This is a genomic window from Chlamydiales bacterium (assembly GCA_016185065.1).
Taxonomy (GTDB): domain Bacteria; phylum Chlamydiota; class Chlamydiia; order Chlamydiales; family Rhabdochlamydiaceae.
Window position 1 is genome coordinate 693,830 of the sequence record JACPOL010000008.1, and the last position, 24,245, is coordinate 718,074.

General features: G+C 49.2%; 24 protein-coding genes and 1 tRNA gene. 8 read left to right on the forward strand and 17 right to left on the reverse strand.

Going from position 1 to position 24,245, the window contains the following annotated elements; translation table 11 throughout:
• Positions 1-57 precede the first annotated feature (57 nt).
• The 9 genes from HYX48_07085 to HYX48_07125 all read right to left on the reverse strand — a co-directional run bounded on the left by HYX48_07085 (position 58) and on the right by HYX48_07125 (position 7,838).
• Entirely contained in the window at positions 58-798 is a 741-nt protein-coding gene (locus HYX48_07085; GenBank protein ID MBI2743665.1) for a hypothetical protein, read from the reverse strand.
• Between the two features lie 54 nt (positions 799-852).
• On the reverse strand, positions 853-1,281 hold the full coding sequence (locus tag HYX48_07090) for an NUDIX domain-containing protein (protein ID MBI2743666.1): 429 nt from the start codon (positions 1,279-1,281) through the stop codon (positions 853-855).
• A 20-nt stretch (positions 1,282-1,301) separates the two neighbouring features.
• On the reverse strand, positions 1,302-2,555 hold the full coding sequence (gene fabF / locus HYX48_07095) for a beta-ketoacyl-ACP synthase II (GenBank protein ID MBI2743667.1): 1,254 nt from the start codon (positions 2,553-2,555) through the stop codon (positions 1,302-1,304).
• A gap of 90 nt (positions 2,556-2,645) precedes the next feature.
• Positions 2,646-3,023 carry a ribosome silencing factor gene (gene rsfS, locus HYX48_07100; protein ID MBI2743668.1) on the reverse strand — a complete coding sequence of 126 codons (378 nt, stop codon included), beginning with the start codon at positions 3,021-3,023 and terminating at the stop codon, positions 2,646-2,648.
• A 17-nt stretch (positions 3,024-3,040) separates the two neighbouring features.
• Positions 3,041-3,655 carry a nicotinate (nicotinamide) nucleotide adenylyltransferase gene (gene nadD / locus HYX48_07105; protein MBI2743669.1) on the reverse strand — a complete coding sequence of 205 codons (615 nt, stop codon included), beginning with the start codon at positions 3,653-3,655 and terminating at the stop codon, positions 3,041-3,043.
• A complete protein-coding gene (locus tag HYX48_07110; protein MBI2743670.1) occupies positions 3,645-5,825 on the reverse strand; it encodes a glutamine synthetase III in 2,181 nt (726 codons plus the stop codon). Before HYX48_07110 ends, nadD begins: the two co-directional genes overlap by 11 nt.
• Positions 5,826-6,133: 308 nt before the next feature.
• Positions 6,134-7,141: a tRNA (adenosine(37)-N6)-dimethylallyltransferase MiaA gene (gene miaA, locus HYX48_07115; GenBank protein MBI2743671.1), complete on the reverse strand. Its 1,008-nt coding sequence runs from the start codon at positions 7,139-7,141 to the stop codon at positions 6,134-6,136.
• Between the two features lie 46 nt (positions 7,142-7,187).
• Positions 7,188-7,535 carry an STAS domain-containing protein gene (locus HYX48_07120; GenBank protein ID MBI2743672.1) on the reverse strand — a complete coding sequence of 116 codons (348 nt, stop codon included), beginning with the start codon at positions 7,533-7,535 and terminating at the stop codon, positions 7,188-7,190.
• Between the two features lie 72 nt (positions 7,536-7,607).
• Positions 7,608-7,838, reverse strand: a complete 231-nt coding sequence (locus HYX48_07125) for a KH domain-containing protein (GenBank protein MBI2743673.1) — start codon at positions 7,836-7,838, stop codon at positions 7,608-7,610.
• Positions 7,839-7,999: 161 nt separating this feature from the next.
• Between HYX48_07125 and HYX48_07130 the strand changes: the two genes are divergently transcribed.
• On the forward strand, positions 8,000-8,704 hold the full coding sequence (locus tag HYX48_07130) for a hypothetical protein (protein ID MBI2743674.1): 705 nt from the start codon (positions 8,000-8,002) through the stop codon (positions 8,702-8,704).
• Between the two features lie 2 nt (positions 8,705-8,706).
• Here the strand turns inward: HYX48_07130 and HYX48_07135 are convergent, their stop codons facing one another.
• The 8 genes from HYX48_07135 to murF are packed head-to-tail and all read right to left on the reverse strand — an operon-like array spanning position 8,707 to position 17,868.
• Positions 8,707-9,546 carry an FtsQ-type POTRA domain-containing protein gene (locus HYX48_07135; GenBank protein MBI2743675.1) on the reverse strand — a complete coding sequence of 280 codons (840 nt, stop codon included), beginning with the start codon at positions 9,544-9,546 and terminating at the stop codon, positions 8,707-8,709.
• Positions 9,539-10,900, reverse strand: a complete 1,362-nt coding sequence (locus tag HYX48_07140) for a UDP-N-acetylmuramate--L-alanine ligase (protein ID MBI2743676.1) — start codon at positions 10,898-10,900, stop codon at positions 9,539-9,541. The genes HYX48_07135 and HYX48_07140 overlap by 8 nt, the downstream gene beginning before the upstream one ends.
• On the reverse strand, positions 10,897-12,006 hold the full coding sequence (gene murG / locus HYX48_07145) for an undecaprenyldiphospho-muramoylpentapeptide beta-N-acetylglucosaminyltransferase (GenBank protein MBI2743677.1): 1,110 nt from the start codon (positions 12,004-12,006) through the stop codon (positions 10,897-10,899). Before murG ends, HYX48_07140 begins: the two co-directional genes overlap by 4 nt.
• On the reverse strand, positions 11,982-13,088 hold the full coding sequence (locus HYX48_07150) for a cell division protein FtsW (protein ID MBI2743678.1): 1,107 nt from the start codon (positions 13,086-13,088) through the stop codon (positions 11,982-11,984). Before HYX48_07150 ends, murG begins: the two co-directional genes overlap by 25 nt.
• Positions 13,089-13,097: 9 nt before the next feature.
• Positions 13,098-13,856, reverse strand: a complete 759-nt coding sequence (locus tag HYX48_07155) for a LysM peptidoglycan-binding domain-containing protein (GenBank protein ID MBI2743679.1) — start codon at positions 13,854-13,856, stop codon at positions 13,098-13,100.
• Positions 13,853-15,193, reverse strand: coding sequence for a UDP-N-acetylmuramoyl-L-alanine--D-glutamate ligase (murD, locus tag HYX48_07160; protein MBI2743680.1), 1,341 nt, complete (start codon positions 15,191-15,193; stop codon positions 13,853-13,855). The genes HYX48_07155 and murD overlap by 4 nt, the downstream gene beginning before the upstream one ends.
• A gap of 10 nt (positions 15,194-15,203) precedes the next feature.
• Positions 15,204-16,457 carry a phospho-N-acetylmuramoyl-pentapeptide-transferase gene (locus HYX48_07165; protein MBI2743681.1) on the reverse strand — a complete coding sequence of 418 codons (1,254 nt, stop codon included), beginning with the start codon at positions 16,455-16,457 and terminating at the stop codon, positions 15,204-15,206.
• A gap of 55 nt (positions 16,458-16,512) precedes the next feature.
• On the reverse strand, positions 16,513-17,868 hold the full coding sequence (gene murF, locus HYX48_07170; GenBank protein ID MBI2743682.1) for a UDP-N-acetylmuramoyl-tripeptide--D-alanyl-D-alanine ligase: 1,356 nt from the start codon (positions 17,866-17,868) through the stop codon (positions 16,513-16,515).
• Between the two features lie 52 nt (positions 17,869-17,920).
• Between murF and HYX48_07175 the strand changes: the two genes are divergently transcribed.
• The 7 genes from HYX48_07175 to HYX48_07205 all read left to right on the forward strand — a co-directional run bounded on the left by HYX48_07175 (position 17,921) and on the right by HYX48_07205 (position 24,245).
• Positions 17,921-17,992: transfer RNA gene (locus tag HYX48_07175), tRNA-Cys, on the forward strand.
• Positions 17,993-18,000: 8 nt separating this feature from the next.
• Complete coding sequence (rsmI, locus tag HYX48_07180) at positions 18,001-18,666, forward strand: 16S rRNA (cytidine(1402)-2'-O)-methyltransferase (GenBank protein ID MBI2743683.1); 666 nt, start codon at positions 18,001-18,003, stop codon at positions 18,664-18,666.
• Positions 18,667-18,937: 271 nt separating this feature from the next.
• Positions 18,938-20,539, forward strand: coding sequence for a chaperonin GroEL (groL, locus tag HYX48_07185; protein MBI2743684.1), 1,602 nt, complete (start codon positions 18,938-18,940; stop codon positions 20,537-20,539).
• A 10-nt stretch (positions 20,540-20,549) separates the two neighbouring features.
• The gene (locus HYX48_07190) at positions 20,550-21,461 is read left to right on the forward strand and encodes a hypothetical protein (GenBank protein MBI2743685.1); all 912 of its coding nucleotides are present in this window, start codon (positions 20,550-20,552) and stop codon (positions 21,459-21,461) included.
• 88 nt (positions 21,462-21,549) lie between these two features.
• Positions 21,550-21,939, forward strand: coding sequence for a hypothetical protein (locus HYX48_07195; protein ID MBI2743686.1), 390 nt, complete (start codon positions 21,550-21,552; stop codon positions 21,937-21,939).
• A 195-nt stretch (positions 21,940-22,134) separates the two neighbouring features.
• A complete protein-coding gene (locus HYX48_07200) occupies positions 22,135-23,442 on the forward strand; it encodes a hypothetical protein (protein ID MBI2743687.1) in 1,308 nt (435 codons plus the stop codon).
• Between the two features lie 410 nt (positions 23,443-23,852).
• On the forward strand, positions 23,853-24,245 hold the full coding sequence (locus tag HYX48_07205) for an XRE family transcriptional regulator (protein ID MBI2743688.1): 393 nt from the start codon (positions 23,853-23,855) through the stop codon (positions 24,243-24,245).

Here is a 24,245-nt window from a genome sequence, read left to right on the forward strand (position 1 = left end):
AAATTCCTTCTTTTTACCCGCTGTGTCTAGGAAAAAGCTAGACATTAGCAATTCGACCTATTTTTTGACATCAACTATCTTTTCCCAGTCAACACAGGGCGATGCATAAGCAAGCTCTGTATGAGTGGACCATCCCGGCATCGGCGAGATTAATACGGCTCCCCTCTCTGCAAGCGCGCAAAACTTCTCGTGATCCTTAGAAATTTTTACATTTTCAGAGTAGCTGCGCTGGATCTGCATATCTCTTTGCAGAGTTTTAAAGCGGGTGGCAAAGGTGTTGGTCGTTGAAGGTGTACTTCTCCAGTGGCTCGATTCGGTAAGGAAAATTTTAGATCGAAGATCGGTGTAGCTCTCTAAAAAGTACTTATCTTTGTGGTCGTATAGAGTTACGTAGTCGACTCCCGGGATTGTAAACCCTTCGCGAAGAACTGCGGGCCACCCCTTCTTGTGCATGTAATCATCTTCTAAAAAATAGACGATCGTCTCGGGATCTAGTTTCAGCGAATCCACATATTCGAGAAGCCGAAGAAAAGAGCCAGACTCTGTCCCCTCGCGTATTTCAACGACGGGAAACTGCTGCTGTGCTTTAACGAAGTGGGCGCTCTCCATGGGATGGAAAGTATCCAGCAGAAAGGTGACATTCACCTCTTCGCCTTGGATCGTCTGCAAGAGATTTTCAAAGCAGATCTCGCGCGTGAGATTTGGGATACGTTTTTTGTGTCCGCTGATTGCTGAGAAGTGGCAGTGTCTAACAAAGAGTTCAATTTTATTTTTCTTCTTTGCAAAAGGCCAGATCATATGAACCTATCCTCAAATTATAAATTTTTTGAGTCTATGGATAGGTTCATCGACCTATCCGCCTTCTGGAATATTTAGAATTTTGATGAGTTCGTGGCAGATTGCCCGCGCTTCTTGAAAGCTGAGGACGCGTATCGCTTCTTTAAAGCTGAACCATCTTCCATCGCGGATCTCTTCCGGTTGAAGGATCACCTCGCCTTCAACTTCGGCAGCGAAGTATTGAACGGTTTTAGATACGGGCTTTCCTCTTCTCGAAAAGCGGTAGGTTTCAATGAAGGGCTCCGGGCGAATGAGAGAGATAATGTTGAGACCTGTCTCCTCTTTCAGCTCGCGCTTTGCAGCCTCAAGAGGCGTTTCACCAGCATTGAGGTGACCTTTAGGAAATCCCCAGTGCCTTCCCGCGATATGAAGAATAAGAAAAATCTTCCACCGCCCCTTCTCTTGCGATAAAGGAACAACCCCAAAAGACTCCTCTTGGACCATCCATCCCAAAGTTTCTTCTCCTATGAATAAGCTTTAAACAGGAGAGAAGAGTTGTGCCCGCCAAATCCAAAGGAGTTGGAGAGAGCAACATTAACTTTATGAGCCTTTGCTACGTTTGGAATCACGTCGATCCCCTGCAGCTTCTCTTCTGGCTGCTCGAGGTTGATCGTCGGATGAAGCATTCCTGTCTGTATCGCTTTAATCGTTGCAATTGCTTCGATGCCGCCTGCCGCACCGAGGCAATGGCCGGTCATCGACTTGGTAGCATTCATCTTAATTTCGCTAATCTGAGGGCCGAAGACCTTCTTAATCGCATCGAGTTCGCAGATGTCGCCTACTAGTGTAGAGGTGGCATGAGCGTTGATGTAGTTAATGTCTTTTTTCGAGATGCCGCCATCTTTAATCGCGTTTTCAATTGAGAGGGCAACACCGAGGCCGTCTGAACGAGGGTCGGTCATGTGGTAAGCGTCGCAAGAGATCGCTCCACCGACATACTCGGCAAGAATTGGAGCTCCGCGTGCAAGGGCGTGCTCTAAACTCTCTAGCACAAGCACTCCAGCGCCTTCACCCATCACAAAACCATCTCTGTTCTTATCCCAGGGGCGAGATGCCGCTTTGGGATTGTCGTTTCTCTCTGAAAGGGCTTTACATGCGACGAAGCCAGCAAGGCCAATGGGAGTAAGAGGGGCTTCAGATCCTCCACAAAGCATCAGGTCGGCTTCGCCATTCTGAATATGCTTTGCGGCTGCATAGATGCAGTAGTTTGCTGTAGCGCAGGCTGTGGAGATTGAGTAGTTGGGTCCCATGAAGCCAAGGTCGATTGCGAGAAGGGCGCCGGCCATGTTGGTAATGATGAAAGGAACAAAGAAGGGAGTGATACGTTTAAAACCTTTTGAAACGAGGGTTTCTACGCCGTCAGAAAAGACGGACATCCCACCCATTCCAGAACCGACTAGCACGCCGCAGCGCGTCTTGTCGAGAAGTTCAAGTTGCTCTGGGCCGAGCTTTCCCATCTCTAGAGATTTCTTACCTGCCACCATCGCATAGCGAGTGAAAGGGTCTACCCTACGCGCTTGCTTCTTATCGATATACTCGCCTGGATCAAAATTGCTAACAGCGGCGGCAAAGCGGGTTGGATAGTCTTGACAAGGGAACGCCTCGATTGGGCGCACGCCGCTCTCGCCAGCGAGGAGTTTCTCATAGAAGAGATCCACGTTATCTCCAAAACAGGAGACGAGTCCCATACCTGTTACAACGATGCGTTTTTTACCCATATATCCACCTATAATTGAGCAAGAAGCATAACCAAAAGCCTCTATAGCTTGCAACTCTTTTTGTGAGGGGATACGCAGGAAGGGAAAAAATTAAGTAGTTGTGTTGTAACTACTTACGTTGATAGTGAGATCGACGATCTCACCCTCTTTCCAGAGGTCTTCTAAATGATACTTGTCGCGCATCCCTGGCATAAACAGATGAACCATGACTTGAACATAGTCGAGCACGACCCAGTCGCCGCTATCCATGCCCTCAGTATGCGCCGTTAGCTCGCCCATCTTTCTGAGCTCATCCCTAACGCATTGAGCGATTGCGATCACATGGCGATCCACGTTTCCCTCTGCGATGATGACAAAATCGGTAATGGTGGAAAACTTACGGAGATCGAGCGCAAGAATATTCACGCCCTTTTTATCATAAATGGCTTGAGCTATTGCGTTTAATACTTGTAATGAGTCGTTTTTCATCTTTAAAAATTATAAAATCAAAGAGAATATAGATTATTTTCGGCAATATAGTCTAGAACTTTCGAGGGAACTAGATAGCCGCAAAATTTTTTTTGTCGAAGTCTACTGCGCACCTCTGTGCTGCTAATCTCCAGAACGGGGATATGAACAAGACTATTTTTTACAGTTTGAATGAGGGAAGAGGGAATCTCTGTCAAAAAATCTCCTAGACGACTGCCAATTAATGGGGGCGCCAGACGAAGGAGCTCTTCGACCTCCTTCCATCTCATGAGCGTATGTAGAGCATCATCGCCGAGAATCAAACGCAGCTCCGCCCCTCTATTCTCTTCTTGCGCAAGCAGGTGCCGCACCGTATTGATGGTATAGGAGGGCGGAGCTCTCTTAATCTCCCAATCCAAGAGAGAAAACTCTTTTATGGGAGCGATGGCGAGCGAGATCATCTTCAGACGCGCCTCGTTAGAAGCCGAAGGAGGCTCATCTTTTTTTAAAGGCGATGTGTGTGCAGGACAGAAGATGATCTCATCCACGCTGCCATTTTCGATTAACGAAAGTGCAAGATTTAGGTGCCCAAAGTGAATGGGGTCGAAACTCCCCCCAAAGAGACCTATTCTCCTACCCTTCTTAGATGACATTGAGCAGCTCGCGATATTTTGGAAGCGGCCAGAGCTTATCATCAACCAGAGTTTCTAGCTCGTCAACAATCTTGCGAAGCACGTGGCAAAGTGGCCCGATCTCGTCGCAGAAGAGCTGGCCGCGCTTCTCCCCAGCGAGCTCCATCACCTTTCCTCTTCTGAGTTCCAGATGATCTGCGCGCTTCATCGCCTCGTTAAGAGCTCTTGTGAGTTTCTTAAGTAGTGCGAGCTGCTCATCGGCTCCCTTCACTCCGCACGCCGCCAACTTCTTTAGGCTAGACGCGAGATCTTTCTGGTAGTGGAGCGCGGCTGGAAGAATCTGTGTGCGAAACATCTCAACCATGAGTTTAGCTTCGATGTTCATCACTTTGGAGTACTGCTCGACCATGATCTCTCTACGCGCTTTTAACTCCTGTGCTGAGAGAACCCCGTTAAACGCTTTTACCACATCTTTATCGGTAAAAGTCGAGAAGGCGTAGTAGGATTTTTTGATAATAGGAAGCTTGCGCTTTTTCGCCTCTTTCTCCCAAGCAGCAGAGTAGTTATCTCCAGTGAAGCGAATCGGCTTCGACTCTTTGAGATACTTCCGAATTACGGGCATTGCCGCTTTTTTGAAAGTAGCGGCATTTTCCGTCTTTTTCCTATCGATCTTCTTCTCGATCTCGTCGATGATCTGATTCAAACTTTCGGCGACAATCACATTGAGGATTGTCACTGGTAGCGCGCAGTTTGCGGTTGAACCCACCGCGCGGAATTCGAACTTGTTGCCGGTGAATGCAAAAGGAGAGGTGCGGTTGCGGTCGGTCTCATCCTTTGGCAGCTCTGGCAGCATCGGAATTCCGAGATCCATGGTAATAGAGTGCGTGCGCTTATGCTCGAGATCTTTTTCAATATTATTCAACACCTTTTCAAGAGCCTCACCCAAGTAGACAGAGATGATTACTGGAGGAGCCTCATGGCCGCCTAAACGGTGGTCATTTCCAGCAGAGGCGATCGATGCTCTGAGAAGAGCGCTATTGTCATGCACGGCTTTTAGTACAGCAGTAACCATGACTAAGAAGACGATGCTGTTTTCTGGGTTTGCAGTGGGATCGAGGAGGTTGAGGCCGGTGTTTGTTGAGAGAGACCAGTTGTTGTGCTTGCCCGATCCATTTATTCCCGCGAATGGCTTCTCATGAAGTAGGCAGGCAAAATCGTGGCGAGCAGCCAGCTGTCTCATGAGCTCCATCAACAGCAGGTTATGGTCGACAGCGATCGCCGACTTTTCAAAGATGGGTGCGATCTCATGCTGCGAAGGGGCAACTTCATTGTGGCGTGTTTTTACAGGAATTCCGAGGGCGAACGCCGCATCTTCAAACTCCTTCATGTAGGCTAGGACGCGCTCTTTTAAGATGCCGAAGTAGTGGTCTTCTAGCTCTTGCGACTTTGCAGATGAGCTTCCATAAACTGTTCTTCCTCCCATCAAGAGGTCTGGACGCAGAGAGTAGAGCGCGCGATCGACAAGAAAATACTCCTGCTCGCAGCCAACTGTTGAGTATACGTGATCCGCTTCGATCTCCAGATGGTTTAGTAGGCGCAGTGCTGCCTGATTGATCTTTGCATCCGAACGAAGAAGCGGAATCTTCATATCCAGAACCTTCTCGGTCCAAGAGAAGAAGATGGAGGGAATGCAGAGGATGACAGCTCCGCCCGAGTGCCAGAGAAAGGCTGGCGAAGAGGGATCCCAGGTGGTGTAGCCGCGCGCTTCAAAGGTGCTTCTCATGCTTCCCGAAGGAAACGAGGAGGCGTCAGGCTCGCCGCGGAGCAGGTTCTTTCCTGAGAACTTCTCAATGAGAGTGTCTTCGCTCTTCCAGTCGATGAAGGCGTCCTGCTTCTCTGCGGCATAGCCTGTGAGCGGCTGAAACCAGTGGCAGAAGTGAGTAGCTCCGAGACCAACCGCCCAATCTTTCATCGCGATTGCGATCGCATCCGCATACTCGGGATTGATCTTCCCCTTCCCTTCAATTGCTTGAAGAAAGTTTACAAACACCTTTTTAGGCAGGATCTTTTCCATCAGAGCGCGACTGAAAGTTAGCCGGCCAAACTCTTCCACAGCACGTCTTTTCTCTGTGTAGAAGATGCGTGGTTTTCTGCTTGCAGCGTCTCTTAATGCGGTCTGTCTTGCGTTCATGGAAGATCCCCTGTCAAAATTTTTCTAGATCTTCCTCACCCTACCCCGAACTCCCAGTTTTCCTCTACCAAGATTTCAGGGAAGGGCCTGAAGGCCTTCCCTGAGGAGGCGCTCGGAAAAGAAACAGACACAAACGGACGAAAACGGACAGGAAATGGACAAAAACGGACACGCGCCGAAGAGGGAATAAGAGTTCTCTTCTCTTTCTTGCCCGCTTGTCCATTACCGTCCATTTCCTGTCCGTTTTCGTCCATTCGCGTCCATTTTCCCCAGCGGGCTCTTCATCCTAGCGCGCTTCTCGAAGCGCGCTAGGAGGTTTCGTAGTCTTGGAGGATGAGCTCGATGGCGTGCTCTTTGGAGGTGGCGTCGATGTCGAGCCAGCGAAAGAGGGGTTCTCTTTTAAACCAGGTGAACTGTCTCTTGACGTAGCGGCGCGAAGCGCGCTTGAAGGCGTCGACGAAGTGATCCATATCTTCTTTGGTCTGCGGAGAAGCCAGAAACTCGAGACACTGGCGGTAGCCGATCGCTTGAGAGGCGGAGCTATTATTTCTAAGCCCCTCTCGCTCCAGCTTCCTCACCTCTTCAACGAATCCCATGGCGATCATCTCTTCGCATCTTCGATCGACACGCTCATAGAGCAGCTCTTTGGGTTTGTAGAGAAACCAGCAGCGGAAGTCGTAGTTCTCATGCGAGCCGGAGGCTCCTCTTTCAAGCTTAGATACCTTCTCATTCGTGATAGTGATGATCTCCAGGGCGCGGATGATCTTATGACGGTCGCGGTGTGTAATGCTGCTCGCATATTCGGGATCGAGCTCTTTCAGGCGGTCGAAGAGGTGCAGCGTTCCCTTCTCATCCATCTCCTGTTCAATGCGGGCTCTCACCTCAGGCATCGAAGCGGGACCTGCCGGCGGACCATAGATAAGAGCATGCACGTAGAAGCCCGTTCCTCCAACGACGATGGGAACGTGGCCGCGCATGTGGATACTTCTTAACGCTACCATCGCCTCGTCGTAGAAGTCTTTTACATTGAAAGATTGAGAGAGGTCTCGAATATCGATTAGATGGTGGGGAACTTGGAGCTTCTCCTCCTCGGTGACTTTTGCGGTGCCGATATCCATCCCGCGGTAGACCTGCATTGAATCGGAAGAGATGACCTCTCCTCCTGAAACTTTTGCAATTCTAAGAGAGATCTCCGTCTTGCCTACACCAGTAGGACCGGCAATGACGATGACCTTTTTTTTATGGATGGAGGGAGGGGTCTTCTGCTTTTGAGTAACTTCAAAAGGAGAGATGAGAATTTTGGACTCTTCTAGAATCGTACCAGAGCACACGCTCCTCTCCCTCCTATTCAAAACTGGAGAATCAACCGCAGGCTTTTAGTGCCGCCTCTTCAGAGGGATAGATTGCCAAGATGCGTTCGAATCCCGCCATCTTGATGATCTCCATCACCTCGTCGTTCATCGCGCAGAAGACGAGCTTGCCCCCGTGCGCTTTAACCTTCTTTGCTGCAGATAGAAGTAGTCTCATTCCCGCGCTGCTCAAGTAGTCGACCTTGGAAAAGTCCATCAGCATATGGACCTTATTCTGCTCGAGAACCTTTGAGATCTTTCCTTCTAAAGCAGGAGTTGTGGTGGCGTCTAAACGCCCTTCTAGCCTTACTATCTTGTGCTTATCTTTCTCTTCGACAGAAACATTTAGACCAAGTGCCATATAACGCCGCGTGTGTGTTAAATAAAAACTTGATCGTAGCAAACGCCTCTTTTTCCACGAACCAAAATTCGTCTAGTCGAGAACGTCGAGACGAACTCTGCGACCAAAACGTGCGCCGACTGTCATGGCAATTGTGCGCAGCGATTTAATTGTTCTTCCCTGGCGTCCAACCACCTTTGCGACATCTTCCGGAGAGACGCGGATCTCAACAAGCGTTCCCTCTTCGCTATCTATAACTTTCACATCGACAGCTTCAGGTTTATCGACCAGATTTTTAATCAGATACGCGATGAACTCTTTCATAGGACATTCCTTTTTACAAAATTAGAAATTAGATGACCGAGTCTATCTTCCTGAGGGATAAGAATCAATATGCTGCCTGCGGCAAAGAGATTTTAAGAGAATTAAAGTTTTGAATTGAGTTAGACTCTCCCCTCTAAAACTTTCTTTCAAGGAGAATAAGTATGACCCAACCACCAAGAGGACCACAGAATCGACATGACAGCAATCTACTGAGTCCACCGCCAAAACATATACGAACAAACAGCGGACAGGCAGGCAGGGGGGATGGCAAGGAAGGAGCCTCTCAGCTCGCAGCGGCGGCTGGATTTATGGCTGCACTAAATACTCCTCAGAATGCGCGAAGACCTTCAGGCATTCTTCCTGGGGCACCTCTGCAAGCGCTGCAAGAATCTCCCTCACCAAGCCCCGCTCTTGAACGGGCAGCTCAGGGCGTTGGGGAGCAAGCGATGGCGGAAGCGGCGTTGGGCTGCTGCTCTCTTACATGGGAGCTCTTCTCTGTTTACTGGGACTCTGCCCGAGATGGCGTCTACCTTTTTGTGATGCAAAATCCGCTGATTGCGGTCATCACAGCGATCGTCTTTCTCCTCTTTGGAATCTCTCAGATTCTGCCCACCTTTATTGCAGCTCTAATTACGGGAATTCCTCTCATCTCCTTCTCTGTCTTAATCATTCAGACGATCTGGGATAACCTCGAAGAGTTTCAGATTCAACTCGCTCATGCCGTTAAAATTCAGAGCAGAGACATGGCAGAAATAGAACATCAGGTTAAATCTTCTGAGCTTAGACAGTATGTTGAGAGTCCTGTAAAACTACATAGACAAGCATCGCAAATAGGCAGAGCCGCATTTATGACTGGAGCAGCTTAAAATTAGAGATCTTTGATGTAGCCGAGTTTAGAAATGCGCAGATCGACAAGAGCTGCACGGCTCTTGTCTTCTGCTTTCGTCTGTGCAAGCTCTCTTCTGAGCTCTAGGTAATTACCCAGCTCCTGAGCATATCCTTTAGTGGTGAGGCGCAGGTAGATCCGCTTCTGCTCTTTAAAACTCTCTTCGATGATAAGCACAATCTCCCTCGCTCCGTAGCTCTTCTCTGCCGCTTTCGAAAGATCGATGCGTTTTACAGTGAAGAGGTCGCAGTAGGGCTGTGCAGAGAGAAGCTGGAGAAGGTCGAGCGCCAATGTAAGCGAGGGCGAAGCGAGCTTCTGATTCCAGGCGAACCTCCCCTGCTTGTTAAACTTGGCGATGCCAAGGTAGATCTCAGGAAGGTTCTTAGGAGCGAAAAAAGGCTTGAGAGGAAAGAGGAACCCCTCTGTATCTAGCGCTCCATTCTCAACATCGTAAAGCGTGGCTACGGGCTGTCTAACTGTGTATGAGATGAAGAGTGCATCTGGCGGCAGCTTCTCGACCTTCGCCTCTTTCACAACTGGAGAGCGGAGCAGCTTCTCTCTTGCTATCTTGAGATTAAAACTAGACGCAGGCGTCGGACGATCCTGAGAGAGGTTGAGCAGCTCGGCGAGGTATGAGGTGCTGAGAGCCTCCTTCTGAGGTCCGGTCTGCACGATCGCTCGAATATTCCCAACTGGCTGCTCTGCTTTTGCCATGCGCTTCTTCTTATTCAGAAGAAGGTAGCCTCCGCCTGAGACTAGAGTCGTCGTCACGGTAAGGATTAGCAGAGCTTTGAAAGTGGGAATCGTCGTCTTATTACGCATCTGCCTGTGATAGTTTGGTGAGGAGCTCCGGTCCCACTTTTGTGATATCCCCTGCACCCATTGTTAAAAGGACATCTCCCTCTTTCAGCATCCCACGAAGCCCCTCTACAAGCTGGGGGCGAGGGAAGTAGCGCGGCTCGACGGGACACCTCTTGCGGATCTTCTCGAGAAGAGCGTCTGTCGTAACTCCTTCAATCGGCTTCTCTCCTGCTGAGTAGATATCGGTGATGACGAGCTCGTTTGCGGTGTCGAAGACCTCGCCAAAGAGCTCCATGCAATCTTTCGTGCGCGTGAAGCGGTGGGGCTGAAATGCGACGATGAGGCGCCTCTTTCCAACAGCGCTCTTGACAGCGCGCAGTGTGGCAAAAATCTCGGTAGGATGGTGGGCGTAGTCGTCATAGATAGCGATCTGACCATGCTCTCCCTTCTTTTCTGCTCTTCTTCCTACGCCTCGGAAGGTGATAAGCCCTCTGCGGATCGCCTCTTCTGGCATCTCAAGCGTAAGACAGAGACCGAAAACTGCAGCCGCATTTAATACGTTGTGCCCCCCGATAAGAGGAAGTTCAATATCAATATACTCCTTACCTCTGAAAGAGAGATCAAAGAGGGTCTTCCACCCCTCCTGCTTAAAGTTGAGTATGAAAAGATCCGCCTTCTCATTAAATCCATAGGTGATGCCCGGAAGTTTAAGGCGCTCGATCCTCTCATCATCGATGCAGATAAAGAGGTGCTCTGGCGATTCGATCTGCTTTGCAAACTGGCAGAAGCCCTCTTCTAGCTTCTCATCATTTTCCCAGTAGTCGAGATGGTCGTTGTCGATGTTGGTGATGATTCCGCCAAATCCGCTGTACTTCAAAAAGGTGCCATCGCTCTCATCGGCCTCTGCGACAAAATACTCTCCTTTGCCACTTCTTCCATTCGTTCCCAAGCTGCTGACAATGCCGCCTACAGCAAAAGAGGGAGCGAGTCCGCCTTCTGTCATCACGTGCGCGAGTATTGAGGAGGTGGTTGTCTTTCCGTGAGTGCCTGCAATGAGAAGAGGAAGAGATCCCTCCATGAGCTTACGCAGCATGTCGGAGCGGTGCCAGATCGGGTAGCCCCGTTTTTTTGCCTCCTCATACTCGAGGTTCCCCTTCACAACGGCTGTGCTGCAGATAATAGTGGCGGGTTTGGATACGTTGGATGCCGCATGACCGATGAAAATCTCTCCACCTTCGCTTTTTAAACCCTCAACAATGGGCGACGCTGTCTGATCGCTCCCTGAAACGGGGTATCCTCTCTGAAGGAGGATGCGCGCGAGAGCGCTCATTCCAATCCCTCCAATTCCTATGAAGTGGTAGGCCTCTTTTTTCATCTTTTCATCCCCGCTAAAATTTCACTAACAACCTGTGAGAGCTCGCCCTTCTGGCCGCGCACTTTGTACTGTGCAATCGAATTCTGCATCTTCTGAAGAGCTAGATTCTCATCCGCCTTCATCTCATGGATAAGTGCATAGAGCCGTTCGACAGTGAGGTCCGCTTCAAGCAGCATGCGCGCTCCCCCCACCTCTCTTTCCATGATCTCAGCATTGATGCGTTGATGGTCATCTGCCGCATGGGGATAGGGGATTAGAATCGCAGGAACTTTGCACGCGAGCAGCTCTGCAAGAGTCGAAGCGCCAGATCTGCAGATGGCGATATCGGCAGCCTTCCAAGCGAGTGCCATATTCTCTTCAAACTCTTTGATGCAAACCGGAATATTCAAAAGCCCGTAGGCGCGCCGCACCTCTTCAGTATCCTTTTTATGACCTGTAAGGTGGATGACTTGAAAACCTGAAATCGAAGAGGAGAGCTGTGCTGCGACCTGGCAGAAGATCTTATTTACCGAAAGAGCTCCCTGCGAGCCTCCGAAAACGAGAAATGTGAAGCGATCCTGGTGCAAGCCGAAGTAGGCACGGGCGCTTTCAAGATCTGGCTCTACCTTCTCCTTCCGGATCGAAAGCGGCATCTCAACTTCCAAGGTCTTTCCAGACAGTTTTTGAGAGGCGTGGGCAAAATGGACCGCTGTCATCGTCGCCCAGCGAGAGAAGAGCCGATTCACCTTTCCGGGAACCGCATTCGCTTCAAAGAGGACGATCGGAACTCTGCAAATGAGCGCTGCAACAAGAAGCGGAAAGCTATGGTAGCTTCCGAATCCCACGACGATGTCCGGCTTGAAGGTTTTAAGAAGTCTTAGACTCTTTAAAATCCCACCTGCGATCTGCGCTCCTGCGCGGAAGATATTTCCGCGAAGAGGCGAGGCGCTCGAGACATCTTCATATGCGAACTGCTCCTTCTGGAAGTAGCGATTTGTAGATAGACCCGCCCCTGCAAAGAGGACTCTCTCTTGATTTTTGAGTAGATCTTTCGCAAGCGACTGCGCGGGAAAGAGATGGCCGCCCGTTCCACCAGTTGCGATTAGGATTTTTGAGGGTGAGGACATGTTTTTTCTTTGGCTACGTTTAATAATAGTGAGAGAGCAAGAAAATTAGCTAATAGAGATGAGCCGCCGTGGCTAAAAAAGGGTAGGTTGGTCCCCTTGCTGGGCAGAAGACCGGAGACGACGCCCAGATTTAGAAAGGCTTGAAAACAGAGCAGAAAGGTCAAAACTGATGCCAGGTAGAAGCCGCTCGTATCGGACGCATTCGCAGCGATATAAAATCCCAAGCAGCCGATGAGCATGTAGATGAGCATGAGAAGCATCATCCCAATGAAGCCGAACTCCTCTGCAAAGATAGCTGCGATATAGTCGCTGCGCGCCTCTGGAAGGTAGTTTAACTTCTGGAGACTCTCGCCGAGTCCTCGTCCTGCAAGTCTGCCCGAGCCGGCTGCGATTTTGGCCTGGTGCGGCTGGTGCCCCTTCCCTTTGATATCCAGCTCAGGATGGAGATAGATGCGGATCCTATCTGGAACGTGGCTCATCTGCGAGGCTGCTACCCCTCCCACAAGTGTTAAAATACAAAGAGGCAGCGCCCAGTAGACCCACTTGAGCTTTGTAAGTACAAAGAGCACAACTAGCGTGACAATCAAGATGAAGACCGTGCCATTATCCGGCTCGATTAAAATTAGTGCTGTAGGAACAGCAATTTTTCCAAGTAGAATGAGAAACTGTTTAAAAGTGAGTGGAGCTTCGGCTTTAGAGAAGACGAAGATCGCATAGAGAGGAATTAAATACTTTACGATCTCAGAGGGCTGAAAAGAGAGCCCTAGAAGATTAATCCAGCGATTGGCGCCATTGAGCTGCTGTCCAATGCCCGGAACAAAAACAAGAAGAAGAAAGACGCACCCGACAATGAGTAGACCTCCGCTCATCTTGATCAGCTTGTGGTAGCCAGCCTTCCAGACGAGAAATGCCCCAAAAAAACCGACCGCTGAGTAGCAGACCTGTTTAATTAGGGCATGGGTTGTACTGCGATCCAGACCGCGGTCTAGCACCTCGGCTGATGTCGTATTAAAGACCATCACAAGTCCCATTCCAAACAGGAGCACGACGCAGAAAATGAGAGCCAGACACGCGCGATTCATTTCTCTCCGTTACTTGATGCGGAGCTTGTCACCGGGTTTCAGGCGGCGTGCTTTCTCTTCGTTGAGGCCGTTAAGTTTGAGGAGCTCTTCAACTTTCAAGTGGTTCTTTACCGCGATCGTCCAGGGATTATCGCCATTTTTCACAGTGTAGTATTGAGCAGCAGATTCGCCTGCAGCTGAAGATGTGCTCTGAGCACTTTTTGAAGCGCCTTTTGCTGGGATCTTCAACGTTTGGCCAATTTTCAGGCGAGTAGAAGCGAGCTGGTTTGTCTTCATGAGGTCGTCTACACTCACTCCATTCTGACGAGCGATCTTCTCGAGCACATCTCCCTTCTTCACCTTTACTTCTTTGAGAGAAGCAGCTGGAGCTTCGAAGGCTTCAGTCATTTGAGGAGCCTGTGCAGTCTGGTTCTGAACAAGAGAGCTCTCTCCCATTGAAATCGCTTTTAAGTCATCCGCAAAGCTAGGAGCAGTCTGTGACCCTGCAAGAGGAGGAGATGTCGGCATGAGAGTCGCAGATGGTGCAACCATCGCTATCGGAGAGGTGGCAGGGTTGTTATTATGCTCTTTCAAGACCTGATCGATCTCATCTGATGGAGCTGCGCTGTTTGGCGCAACGCTCACTTCCGAGATGCTTGAAATCGAAGCAGAGTTGGCAGCAAGAGCTCCCTCATCCGCGCTGTTTGACTTAAGGGCACTTACAAAAAAAATGGTCATTAAACCGGCATTGACCAGTACGGCGACGATGATGAGATCTCTACGGCTCATGTGTTTTTTTCACTCCTCTCTTCTAATTCGTTAACGCAACGTTTAAATTCTTCGCCTCTGTGGGCATAATCCCGAAACATATCAAAACTCGCACATCCGGGAGAGAGTAGGACGCTTCCCCCCTTCTCAGCTCTCTGCTCGGCGAAGCAGACAGCCTCCTCCATCGAGGTCACGATCTCTACTTGGATAGCCTCTCCAAGTTCACTTCGAATCTTCTGCGCCGCCTGTCCCATGGCGACGATCCTCTTCACTTTTCCCTGAAAGGCTTGAATCCAGGGCGTATAGGATGCACCTTTATCCACTCCTCCTGCAATAAGAATTACAGGATCGGGTACAGCTTCCACCGCGCGGATCACTGCATCTAGGTTGGTCCCCTTGCTGTCGTCGAAATAGGAGACCTCCTCTATTTTCGCAACAAACTCGATCCGGTGAGAGGGCTTGCTAAAGCTATTGAGCGCCTGGATAAACTGCTCGCCAGTTACACCGAACTCTCGAACCAGCAGCCAGGCAGCCAGAGCGTTCTCACTCTCATGACTCCCCCTCCCTCTATAGACCAGGGGTAATAAGTATTCAACTTTTTCGCCTTGATAGACCTTCTCTTTGTCCGTCCAGAAGTGAGAAGTGGGGTTAGATCCAAAGGTCAAAAAGGCTCTACTCTCAAAAAGAGAACCGAACTCCGGAAGAACCTGCTCATGGACAAAAAGAGGAGATCTGGGCTTAAGATTTTTCTCGATAGAGCACTTGGCCTTCGCATAAGAGACCATATCGGGATAGCGGTCGAGATGATCGGGCGTGATATTCAGCAAGGCGGCCGCATCAAACACCTGAGAGTTCATCGTCTCTAATTGATAGGAACTGAGTTCTGCTACAACGATCTCGTCTGGGTCGGGATTCAAAAAATAACGCGTAAGTGGCTCGCCGACATTTCCAAGGGCCCTGGCCTTTCGGCCGCTCTTATTAAGAATGTGTTCAACCAGGAGCGTTACGGTCGTCTTTCCATTCGTTCCGGTGATTGCAACAGCTCTCTGTTTCATGTGGCGAAATGCCAGCTCTGCCTCTCCTACTACCTCTATCCCCTCTTCTATTGCCCTTGCATAAAGAGGATGTTTTTGAGGAACGCCTGGGGAGGGAACTAGAAGATCAAAATCGAACTTCTCAAATACCGCAGACTCTTTATGGGAAGTAAGGCCATTTTTTATCAGTTGCTTGATCTCGGGATTCGACTCTAAGAGATCGGCGCTCTTCTCTACTGCGGTGACGGCGTACCCCTTTTTAAGAAGGAACTCTGCCGCGGACCTGCCGCTCACGCCTAACCCGAGTATGAGTGCCTTTTTCATGCAATTATGCTTATTGGAACTTGAGAGAGATCATACCTACAATCGCGAGGAGAAGACTCACAATCCAGAATCTTAATACCACCTTCGTCTCTGGCCACCCCTTATATTCAAAATGGTGGTGCAGAGGAGTGCATAGAAAGATCCTCTTCCGATTGCGCAGCTTATAACTTCCCACTTGGAGAATCACAGAAACTGTTTCAGCTACAAACACACCCCCCACTAACGCGAAGAGCAGCTCTCTGCGAAGCAGCACAGCCGCAAGGCCAAGCACGCCTCCCAGAGCAAGAGATCCCGTGTCGCCCATAAAGACTTGAGCCGGGTAGCCGTTATACCAGAGGAAGCCAAGACACGCTCCCATCATAGCAAATAGGTAGATACCGATCTCTCCGCTCCCCTCTATATAGAGTATGTTGAGATAGCGGGAGATCTCGATGTTATTCGAGAGAAAGGCGACAAAACCGAGGACACCCGAAACCATCATTAAACAGCCGGCGGCTAAGCCGTCGAGACCATCCGTCAAATTGACAGCGTTTGAGGCGCCTGTAATCACGATGAGTGTAATGAAGAAAGCTAAGATGACCAGCCCACCCTTTAGAATGAAGAGAGGATCTTTGAAAAAGGGGGTAAAGTAGTAGCCCATGTACTCGCGTGTCGATAGAGAAGTTCCCTTCAGCTCGATCTTCTTCTCTTCGGAAGCTGCTACAGAAGGCGCGCTCTTGACAGGCGCTTGTGTTAGCTCTCTTGCAGAGGGAGGTGCGAACCACTTACCGACGTGTATCGAGTGTGCGACAGTTGGAGATAGACTATAAAGGGCGATGAGCGCCGCCAAAAGCATCTGGAAAAAGAGCTTCTTCTTTCCCGAGAGGCCCTTCGAATTTTTATGCTTCAGCTTCAGGTAGTCGTCATACCCCCCCACAAGCCCAAGCCAGATGGTCGTCACGAATAGAAGAAGAGTGAACGAGCTGCGCAGATCCATCCAGAGAACAAGAGAGAGAAGCATGGAGGAGAGGATTAGAATCCCTCCCATCGTGGGAGTATCCTTCTTCTTCTGATGCAGTTCGGCAAGTACTGGACAGTCTTCAACCCGGATCGACTGGCCCGTCTTCAGCTGGTAGAGACAGCGGATAAAGCGAGGTCCCAGAACAACGGTGAAGAGAAGGGTCGTGATAGCAGCGAGCATCATGCGCGTCGATGCGTACGAAAAAACGGTGGGGAGTTTAACTCCCAGCACATTATTAAAAAACTCTAGTAGAAGAAGTAGCACAAAACATCCAGAAAAAGATATGAAGCGAAATAGTACAAACTTGCCGAAAAAATTGCTACAGAGAGATAAACATTTCGAGCAGCTTCCACAAATTAGCCGAATTTCTTCCCTTAATCAAGACGAGATCATTCTCTTTAGCAAGACTCATCATCCGTGCTCCCAGCGCAGAGATCTCATCAAAATGCTCCGCAGCCCTTCCATTTTTAGAGAAGATCTCTTGGATTGGAAGGCACTCGCTCCCAATGCAGAGCAGATGGTCAAAGTGGCTCAGCGCCTCCAGGCCAATCTCTCGATGGTAGTGTTCGGAGAGAGCTCCAAGATCGGCCATCGGTCCCAGCACCCCGATGCGACGACCACCCTCTTTCCGAACTGGCAGGTTGGCAAATGCGGCGAGCATTGAGGTCGGGTTTGCATTGTAGGCGTCGTTGATGAAGGTGACCCCTGCTCTTTCTATCTTTTCAAATCGCGACTCATAGACAGTAAGGGTTGGTGCGATCTTTGCAATGATAGACCAGTCTACACCAAGCAGATTCGCCGCAGAGGCGCTTGCGATAAAATCCTCACAAAGATGGGTCGCCTCGAATGGGAGCGAGAATTTGCAAACAGCCCTCCCCTCTTCTTCAATGACAAAAAGATCCCCCTCGTTTTTCAGGAGATAGTCCGCACGTGCTGGGCAGATCTTCTGATAGCCGAAGCTTCTCTTCTCGCATCTACCCGTCTCTTCAAGAGCCCGAAAGTTTCCTGAGTCTGCATTATATAGACCAAAACGCGTCTTGGGGTGTGAAAAGATCTCAGACTTTGCTCTTGCAACGCCTTCGATCCCATCTGAAAAAGAGCCGACGTGAGCCAAGCCGATGCGGGTGATGAGCGATAGATAGGGAGGTGCGATCTGAACCAGCTTTTCAATCTGGTGAGCGTCTGTCATTCCCATCTCCATCACAAACAGCTCCTCATCCCCATCGGAATTGAGAATGCTAAGCGGAATTCCCACCTGGGAGTTCGCGTTTCCTGGGGTCTTTGCCACCCGGTACTTGGCAGAGAGAAGCGTTGAAAGAAATTCTTTAGTTGTCGTTTTACCTACAGATCCTGTCACGGCAACGACGCGAACGCCTCGATCTTCAATCTCTTTTCTTGCCAGAGTCTGAAGAGCCTCGATCACGTCATCGACCATCAGAAGCTCAAGCCCATGAGATTCGCCTCTATAGTCTATAGATACCACGGCGCCCACAGCTCCCTTCTCAGCCACCTCTTTTAAAAAGGCGTGCCCATCGACCCTAGCTCCTTTCAAAGCAAAGAAAAGAGTACCAGGCTGAATTTTTCTGCTGTCGGTCTGCACATTTGTCACCCCTTTATTGCAAAAAGCAGCAATCCCTATTGCTTTTGCAAACCAGGATAAAGGCCTCTCTTTCATCTTCTCCTCTTGACCTCATTAATGAGATCTCGCATAATTTTGCACATTTTCTGGTGGCATAGCCAAGTGGTAAGGCAGGAGCCTGCAAAGCTCCCATACCCCAGTTCAAATCTGGGTGCCACCTTTTTACTTATGTTATATCTGATCGCAACTCCTATTGGCAATCTCGGAGATATCACCCTCCGCGCTCTCGAAACATTGCGCGCCTGCGATTACGTTCTTTGTGAAGACACGCGCAGAAGCCAGAGACTGCTCGCCCATTACGAGATTCGCAAGCCGCTTAAAAGCTACCATAAATTCAACGAGAGACGCCGCTCTGCCGAAGTCATTGCCGACTTAAAGGCGGGTTTGAACGTTGGCCTTGTGACCGATGCTGGCACTCCTGGGATCTGCGACCCGGGCGAAATTTTAGTTAAGCTCTGCCATGAAAACTCTCTTGAAGTTACAGCCATTCCGGGCGCCTGCGCAGCAGTTACCGCCCTTTCTATCTCCGGCTTTTCAACAGAACGTTTCCAGCTCCTCGGGTTTCTCCCCAAAAAGAAGGGGCAGTTAACTCGAATTCTGGAAGAGCAGCTAGCCTATCCAGGAACGAGCATCTTTTACGAGAGCCCCTACCGCGTCTTAAAAACGCTTGAGATCCTCAACACAATAGCTCCCGACTTGCAGGTTGCCGTCATCCGCGAGCTCACAAAGCTGCACGAGGAGAATGCGCGAGGAACCCCTCAAGAGCTCATCGCCCGTTTCACCGCAAAAAAACCTAAAGGCGAAATCGTCCTCCTCTTCCCCGGCCAAGAATAACCAAAAAGAGAAAAGATCGGGCGCGGGCACGCACACGGGCACGTTCACGAAAGAAAAGACCAACAAACTTTTTGTCTCCATCTATCTTCTCTCCTTTCCGCCCTCTTCTATCCCCTCTCCCTCTTTCGTGAACGTGCCCGTGTGCGTGCCCGCGCCCGATCCTCTCTCTCTCTCCTTTCCACCCGATCTTCTTTTCTTCTCTTCTGGTTAGATTGCTAATTTTGTTTTTTTAGGATATAGTCGGACCTTCATAGTTAAAGGAGATTTTATTATGTCAGGATCTGCAAAAGAGCTCATTTTTGAAGAAGAAGCAAGAAATAAACTCCGCGAAGGCGTCGATAAGCTTGCAGATGTTGTAAGCGTCACACTTGGACCTAAAGGACGTAACGTCGGACTCCAAGCATCCTGGGGAGCTCCAAAAGTTACTAACGACGGCAACAGCATCGTTAAAGACATCGAACTCAAAGATCAGTACGCCAACATGGGCGTCTCGATGGGGAAAGAGGTCGCTAGCAAGATGAAAGAGAAGTGCGGCGATGGAACCACATCCAGCATTCTCCTCTTGAGAGCTCTTGTTCAAAACGGCGTAAAAAACATCGCTTCTGGCTCTAGCCCGATCCATATCAAACGCGGCATTGAAAAAGCAGTTGAAGCTGCAGTGAAAGAGCTGGAGAGCTCCTCAATCGCAATCAAGAGCGACAAGGAGATCAAAAACATCGCTATCGCCTCCTGCTCAGGAAATGAATCGATCGGCACACTGATTGCAGAGGCAGTCAAGAAGGTCGGCAAAGAGGGCGTGATCACAATCGAAGAGGGCAAAGGAACCGATACCACTATTGAAATGGTAGAGGGAATGCAGTTCGACCGCGGCTACGTCAGCTCCTACTTCTGCACGAATGCAGAGGCGCTTTTAGTGGAGATGCAGAATGCGCGCCTTCTCATTACAGATAAGAAGATCGCCTCCGTTCAAGAGCTTCTACCCATTCTTCAAGCAGTTGCCTCAGCTGGACAAGACCTGTTGATCATCGCTGACGACTTCGAAGGAGATGCTCTTTCAACACTCGTGGTCAACAAGCTGCGCGGCACGCTGAAAGTATGTGCAGTAAAAGCTCCAGGCTTTGGCGACCGCAGAAAGTCTCTTCTTGAAGATATTGCCATCCTCACAGGTGCAACCGTCGTCTCAGAAGATACTGGCATGTCCCTTAAAGATGCGACAAACGAGGTGCTTGGAAGCGTTGAGAAGCTAGTTGTCAACAAAGAGAAGACAACGCTGATTAATGGATCTGGCGAAGCAAAAGCTATCCAGGACCGCATCAAGCAGATCGAAGCAGAAATTAAAGAGACGACAAGCACCTATGATAAAGAGAAGCTCGAAGAGCGTAGAGCGAAGCTCGGAAGCGGCGTTGCCGTTATCCGCGTGGGCGCCGCATCAGAGCCAGAGATGAAGCAGAAGAAGCAGCTCTTTGAAGATAGCTTAAACTCTACAAGAGCAGCGCTAGAAGATGGTATCGTCATCGGCGGCGGCATTGCGCTCCTTAGAGCTGGCAAGGCGATCGATAAGCTGAAGCTCTCTGCTGAAGAGAAGATCGGCGCGCACATCGTGCAGATCGCGTGCGAAGCCCCTTTCAAACAGATCGTCTTTAACGCGGGCTTCGATAGCTCGGTTGTTTTAGAACAGGTACTAGGCAAAGGAGCAAATTTCGGCTTCAATGCTCATACAGAGCAGGTAGAAGACCTCTTAGCTTCTGGAATTGTCGATCCAACGAAGGTGGTAAGAAGCGCGCTTGTATTTGCAGCTTCTACAGCGGGAATCATTCTTCTCTCTGAAGCGCTCATTGGAAACGCTCCTGAAGATAACGACGAGAAAAAGTAGCGCAAGCGAAATGAGATCCGCACTTGTCCTACCCTCGCGCGGTATCGGTGACGGCCTGCTCATGATGATCGCCTCTCAGGCGCTCTATCTGGCAGGCTACCGCGTAACTACCGTCCACCCTGCTCTCCTTGAATTAAAGGAGTGGTTTCCCAATCACAACTTTGCAAAAGAGATCCCCTCCTCGCTCGAGGAGTGGGACCTTATCATCGCTGAAAATGACAACTCTCCCAAGATACAGAACCTAAAGTCTGAGAGAGAGAAGAGCCGCCTTCCTATCAGCATCTTCTATCCAACTTATTTGGAGAAGAAGCATGGAGCGCTTCATGCGCTAGACCAGAGCTTCGACCCCTCCAGCTCCTTCGCCGAAAATGCCTCACGCGCTATCTCCAAACTCCTGCAGAAAGAGAGAGCATCTAAAGATAATGGGATCCGCCCTCCACACCATCTCACTCACCGCCACTATCATGAGCGGATCCTCATTCACCCCATGAGCAGCTCTCCACAAAAAAACTGGACGAAAGAGAGATATATTGCGCTTGCTTGCAGCTTGAAAAAGCGAGGAGTCTCGCCTGTCTTTATTGTCAGCCCTGAAGAGAGATCCTCTTGGCTTGAGGTCGAAAGCGCAGGCTTCCCTCTGCCCCACTTCTCCACACTTAGCTCCCTCGCTGAATTCACATATGAGTCGCACGCGCTCATCGGCAACGACTCCCTCATGGGACACCTCGCTTCAAACCTTGGCCTCCCAACCACCATCCTCGCAGACGATCCCAAGAGAATGCAGCTCTGGCGACCCGACTGGACTCCCAGCACAGTGATCACTCCCCCCTCTTGGATACCCAACCCCAAATGGCTCCGCCTCCGGAAAAACCGCTGGCAGCAGTTCATCTCCGTAAGCCGCGCCCTGCGCTCCCTCTCAGTTTAAGATTCTATTCTCTCCCACTTCTTCTTGCATTTAATGCATTTAAAAAATTAATTTGACACTAAGACCGAAAACACTTCACAGAGGTTCTATGTACAGAGGAAAGCGTCCCATGCCGCACAGGCAGGCAAAAGCGATGGAAAAAGAGTTGGATAAAAAGAGAAACGCTAACGTATTCATAGCTCCGGCTAATCCTCTCCCAGCAGAGCGTAAACCTCTGGAACCCAAAGAGATCGTCTACGCTCGCGCAAAGAAGATGCTCGTTCCAAAAGGAGCATCTGCAGAAGAGCAAGCAAAGCACCATCACAAGAAGACAAGCAAGCGCACCGCTACTTCGAATGAGCTTCCTGGAGAGTCTGCTCCTGCCCACATCCACCCCGAGGGTGCTCGCTGGGTTAAAACTCTGAACAAGCAGGCGCGCATGAGAACGCAGATGGATACGAAAAAAATGAATAAGCTGCGTTCAGCTAAAAAAAGATAGTCATTGCAAAATCTTATCCCCTTTGATTTAGCGAAGGGGATTTTCTTTTTTCTCTAGAAAAGCAGCTAGACACGCGAGCGCCGCACTCCAAGGATTTCGCTCCCGCCCAATCAAAGAAAGAATTTTCGTTAATTACAAGAAACAATAAAAAACGTACAATTCCTCTTTAATTATTTCTTAACGCCATAAAATATTATGACAACTACAGCTCTAGCTCCTGATGTTCTACAAGCCGCGCAAATTAAACTGAGAGCTGTTCTCGACGCAGCTACAAGTGAAAAACCTCAAGATAAGCTCTTTAAACTCTTCAAAGAAAAGGCTGCGAGCGATAGTCAGCCCTACTTGCCCACCAATCTGCAAGAGAGCATCGCCGATCTTTTCACCGACCCTACTGATCTTCGGCAGAGAGTACGAGGAGCCTTTGCGAGGTATTATGGTCCAGAAATTTTGGAGCCCCCCTCTGTTAAAGGCGGCCAAGTTGAAGTGCTAGAGACCTGCGATTGGTCGGCCTATGAAAGGCTTGTGGGTTGGGCTAAGCTGTTTGATTGGTCTGCAGAAGATCTGAGAAATATAACACCATGTGTTATTAACAGCGTTCCTTTCATATTTTTTGGAGATTGCCGTACAGAAAGCCGCTTTGATGACCTTCGCTCAATTGCCCTCGGTCTGGTTCGCAGCCAGTTAGTGGTCGGTTTTTATGAAGATATTGCGCGAGATAGCCTCCATGAAGAGCAGTATAGAAAAGGGGACAATTATCATAAGTATCAAGGCGATCAGCAAACGAACACTTGGCTGGTGGGACTTGGTGACCCTATTACCTGCACTCTATCTAAACTCGTTACAAGTACTGTTGCACTAGCACAGAATGAAGAGGTAAGACCCGTTCTATCTACAAGCGCTTTTGTGATAGAAATTTTCCGTAATTTCAATCGCAATCCACTATTTGTCCAGCTATGGGAAGAACTGGGTGGAACCGGAGGAACTTGGGGTTCTATACACTTACATAGTGAGATCAACAGTTATGAGTATGAATTTAGGCACACAAAAAAATTCTATCCTTCGTGGTCTTTGTCCGGTCACGTGCCTGGGATTGAAAGATTTGATTCCGCAATTACAAAAGGATTTGAAGACAGATACTCTCTTAAAGAATTAAGAGAGCTCTACCACGATCTCTCTTCTTTAGCCCTCCAGAAATATAAAAGCCATTTTACTTCTGAAGAGTATGCCGCAATAAGAGATGTTTTGCACTCCCCTACAAACCACGACTCCTTCCTCGTATTTAAAGATCTCGTGCAACATCGCAAAAGAGAGGCCCATTTTGCGAAAGTCTTGTGCTCCGAACTCCCGATTCCTTTCTCTAGATCAGAAGTCATTAAACCAACTGACAAAGTAAGAGTGGTTATCATGGGGCGTCAGCACGTAGAAGGAGTTCTAAATGCAATAAACGCTTCTTCTCCAGCTAGATCCAAGACCGAATCTACAGAGTCCAAGCGCAAAGCATAGACTCGACTTGGAAAAACATTTTCTTTCTTTGAACGAAAGAAGAGAGGTCCCTGGAGAGGTAATTGCAAAAGTCCCGGTTATATGAAGAGAAAATAACAGGATCCGCTTCGCTGGCAGGATCGCCCCATTCGGGGCGGCAGGATGAGAAAGATAAGAAGGGAGAGAGAAGGGATCTCTTGTCTTTCTCATCCTGCCGCCCCTAGCTTTAGCTAGGAGGCGATCCTGCCAGCGAAGCGGATCCTGTTTTATTACTCTTGAAAAATCGGTGAAAACGCAAAAAAGCGGCCAGCGGTATTTTTGCAATCAAAGAAAAAATTTCATCTTACCTTTGACAACACCTAGAAAATAATTTCTGCCATTTACGAGAATTACCAATATTGATAATTATAGATGCCTATCTCAAGGGAAAGATGAAAGAAAGAGCCGTCGTAAGTAAGGATAACGTTTTTGCAGACCTTGGCTTAAAAGATTCTGAAGGGATGAGAATACGCTCTGACTTGATGTCAGAAGTAGTTAAAATCATCCGCAACAGCGATGTTCCTCAAAAAGAAATAGCCACGATTCTAGGTATCAGCGCGCCGAAAGTCTCTGCTCTGATGTCTGGTAAAATCAATGATTTCAGTAATGACACATTGATGAACTATCTCACCCTGCTCGGATATAACATAAAGATCAAAGTCTACTCTAGACATCCCGTATCTAGATCGATTAAGAGAGGAATAATGAAAGTAGAAAAACCAGTGAAGAAACAAAAACCCGTTAAGCATAAAGCGAGACGAAAAAAAGTTAAAGCTAGGGTCTAA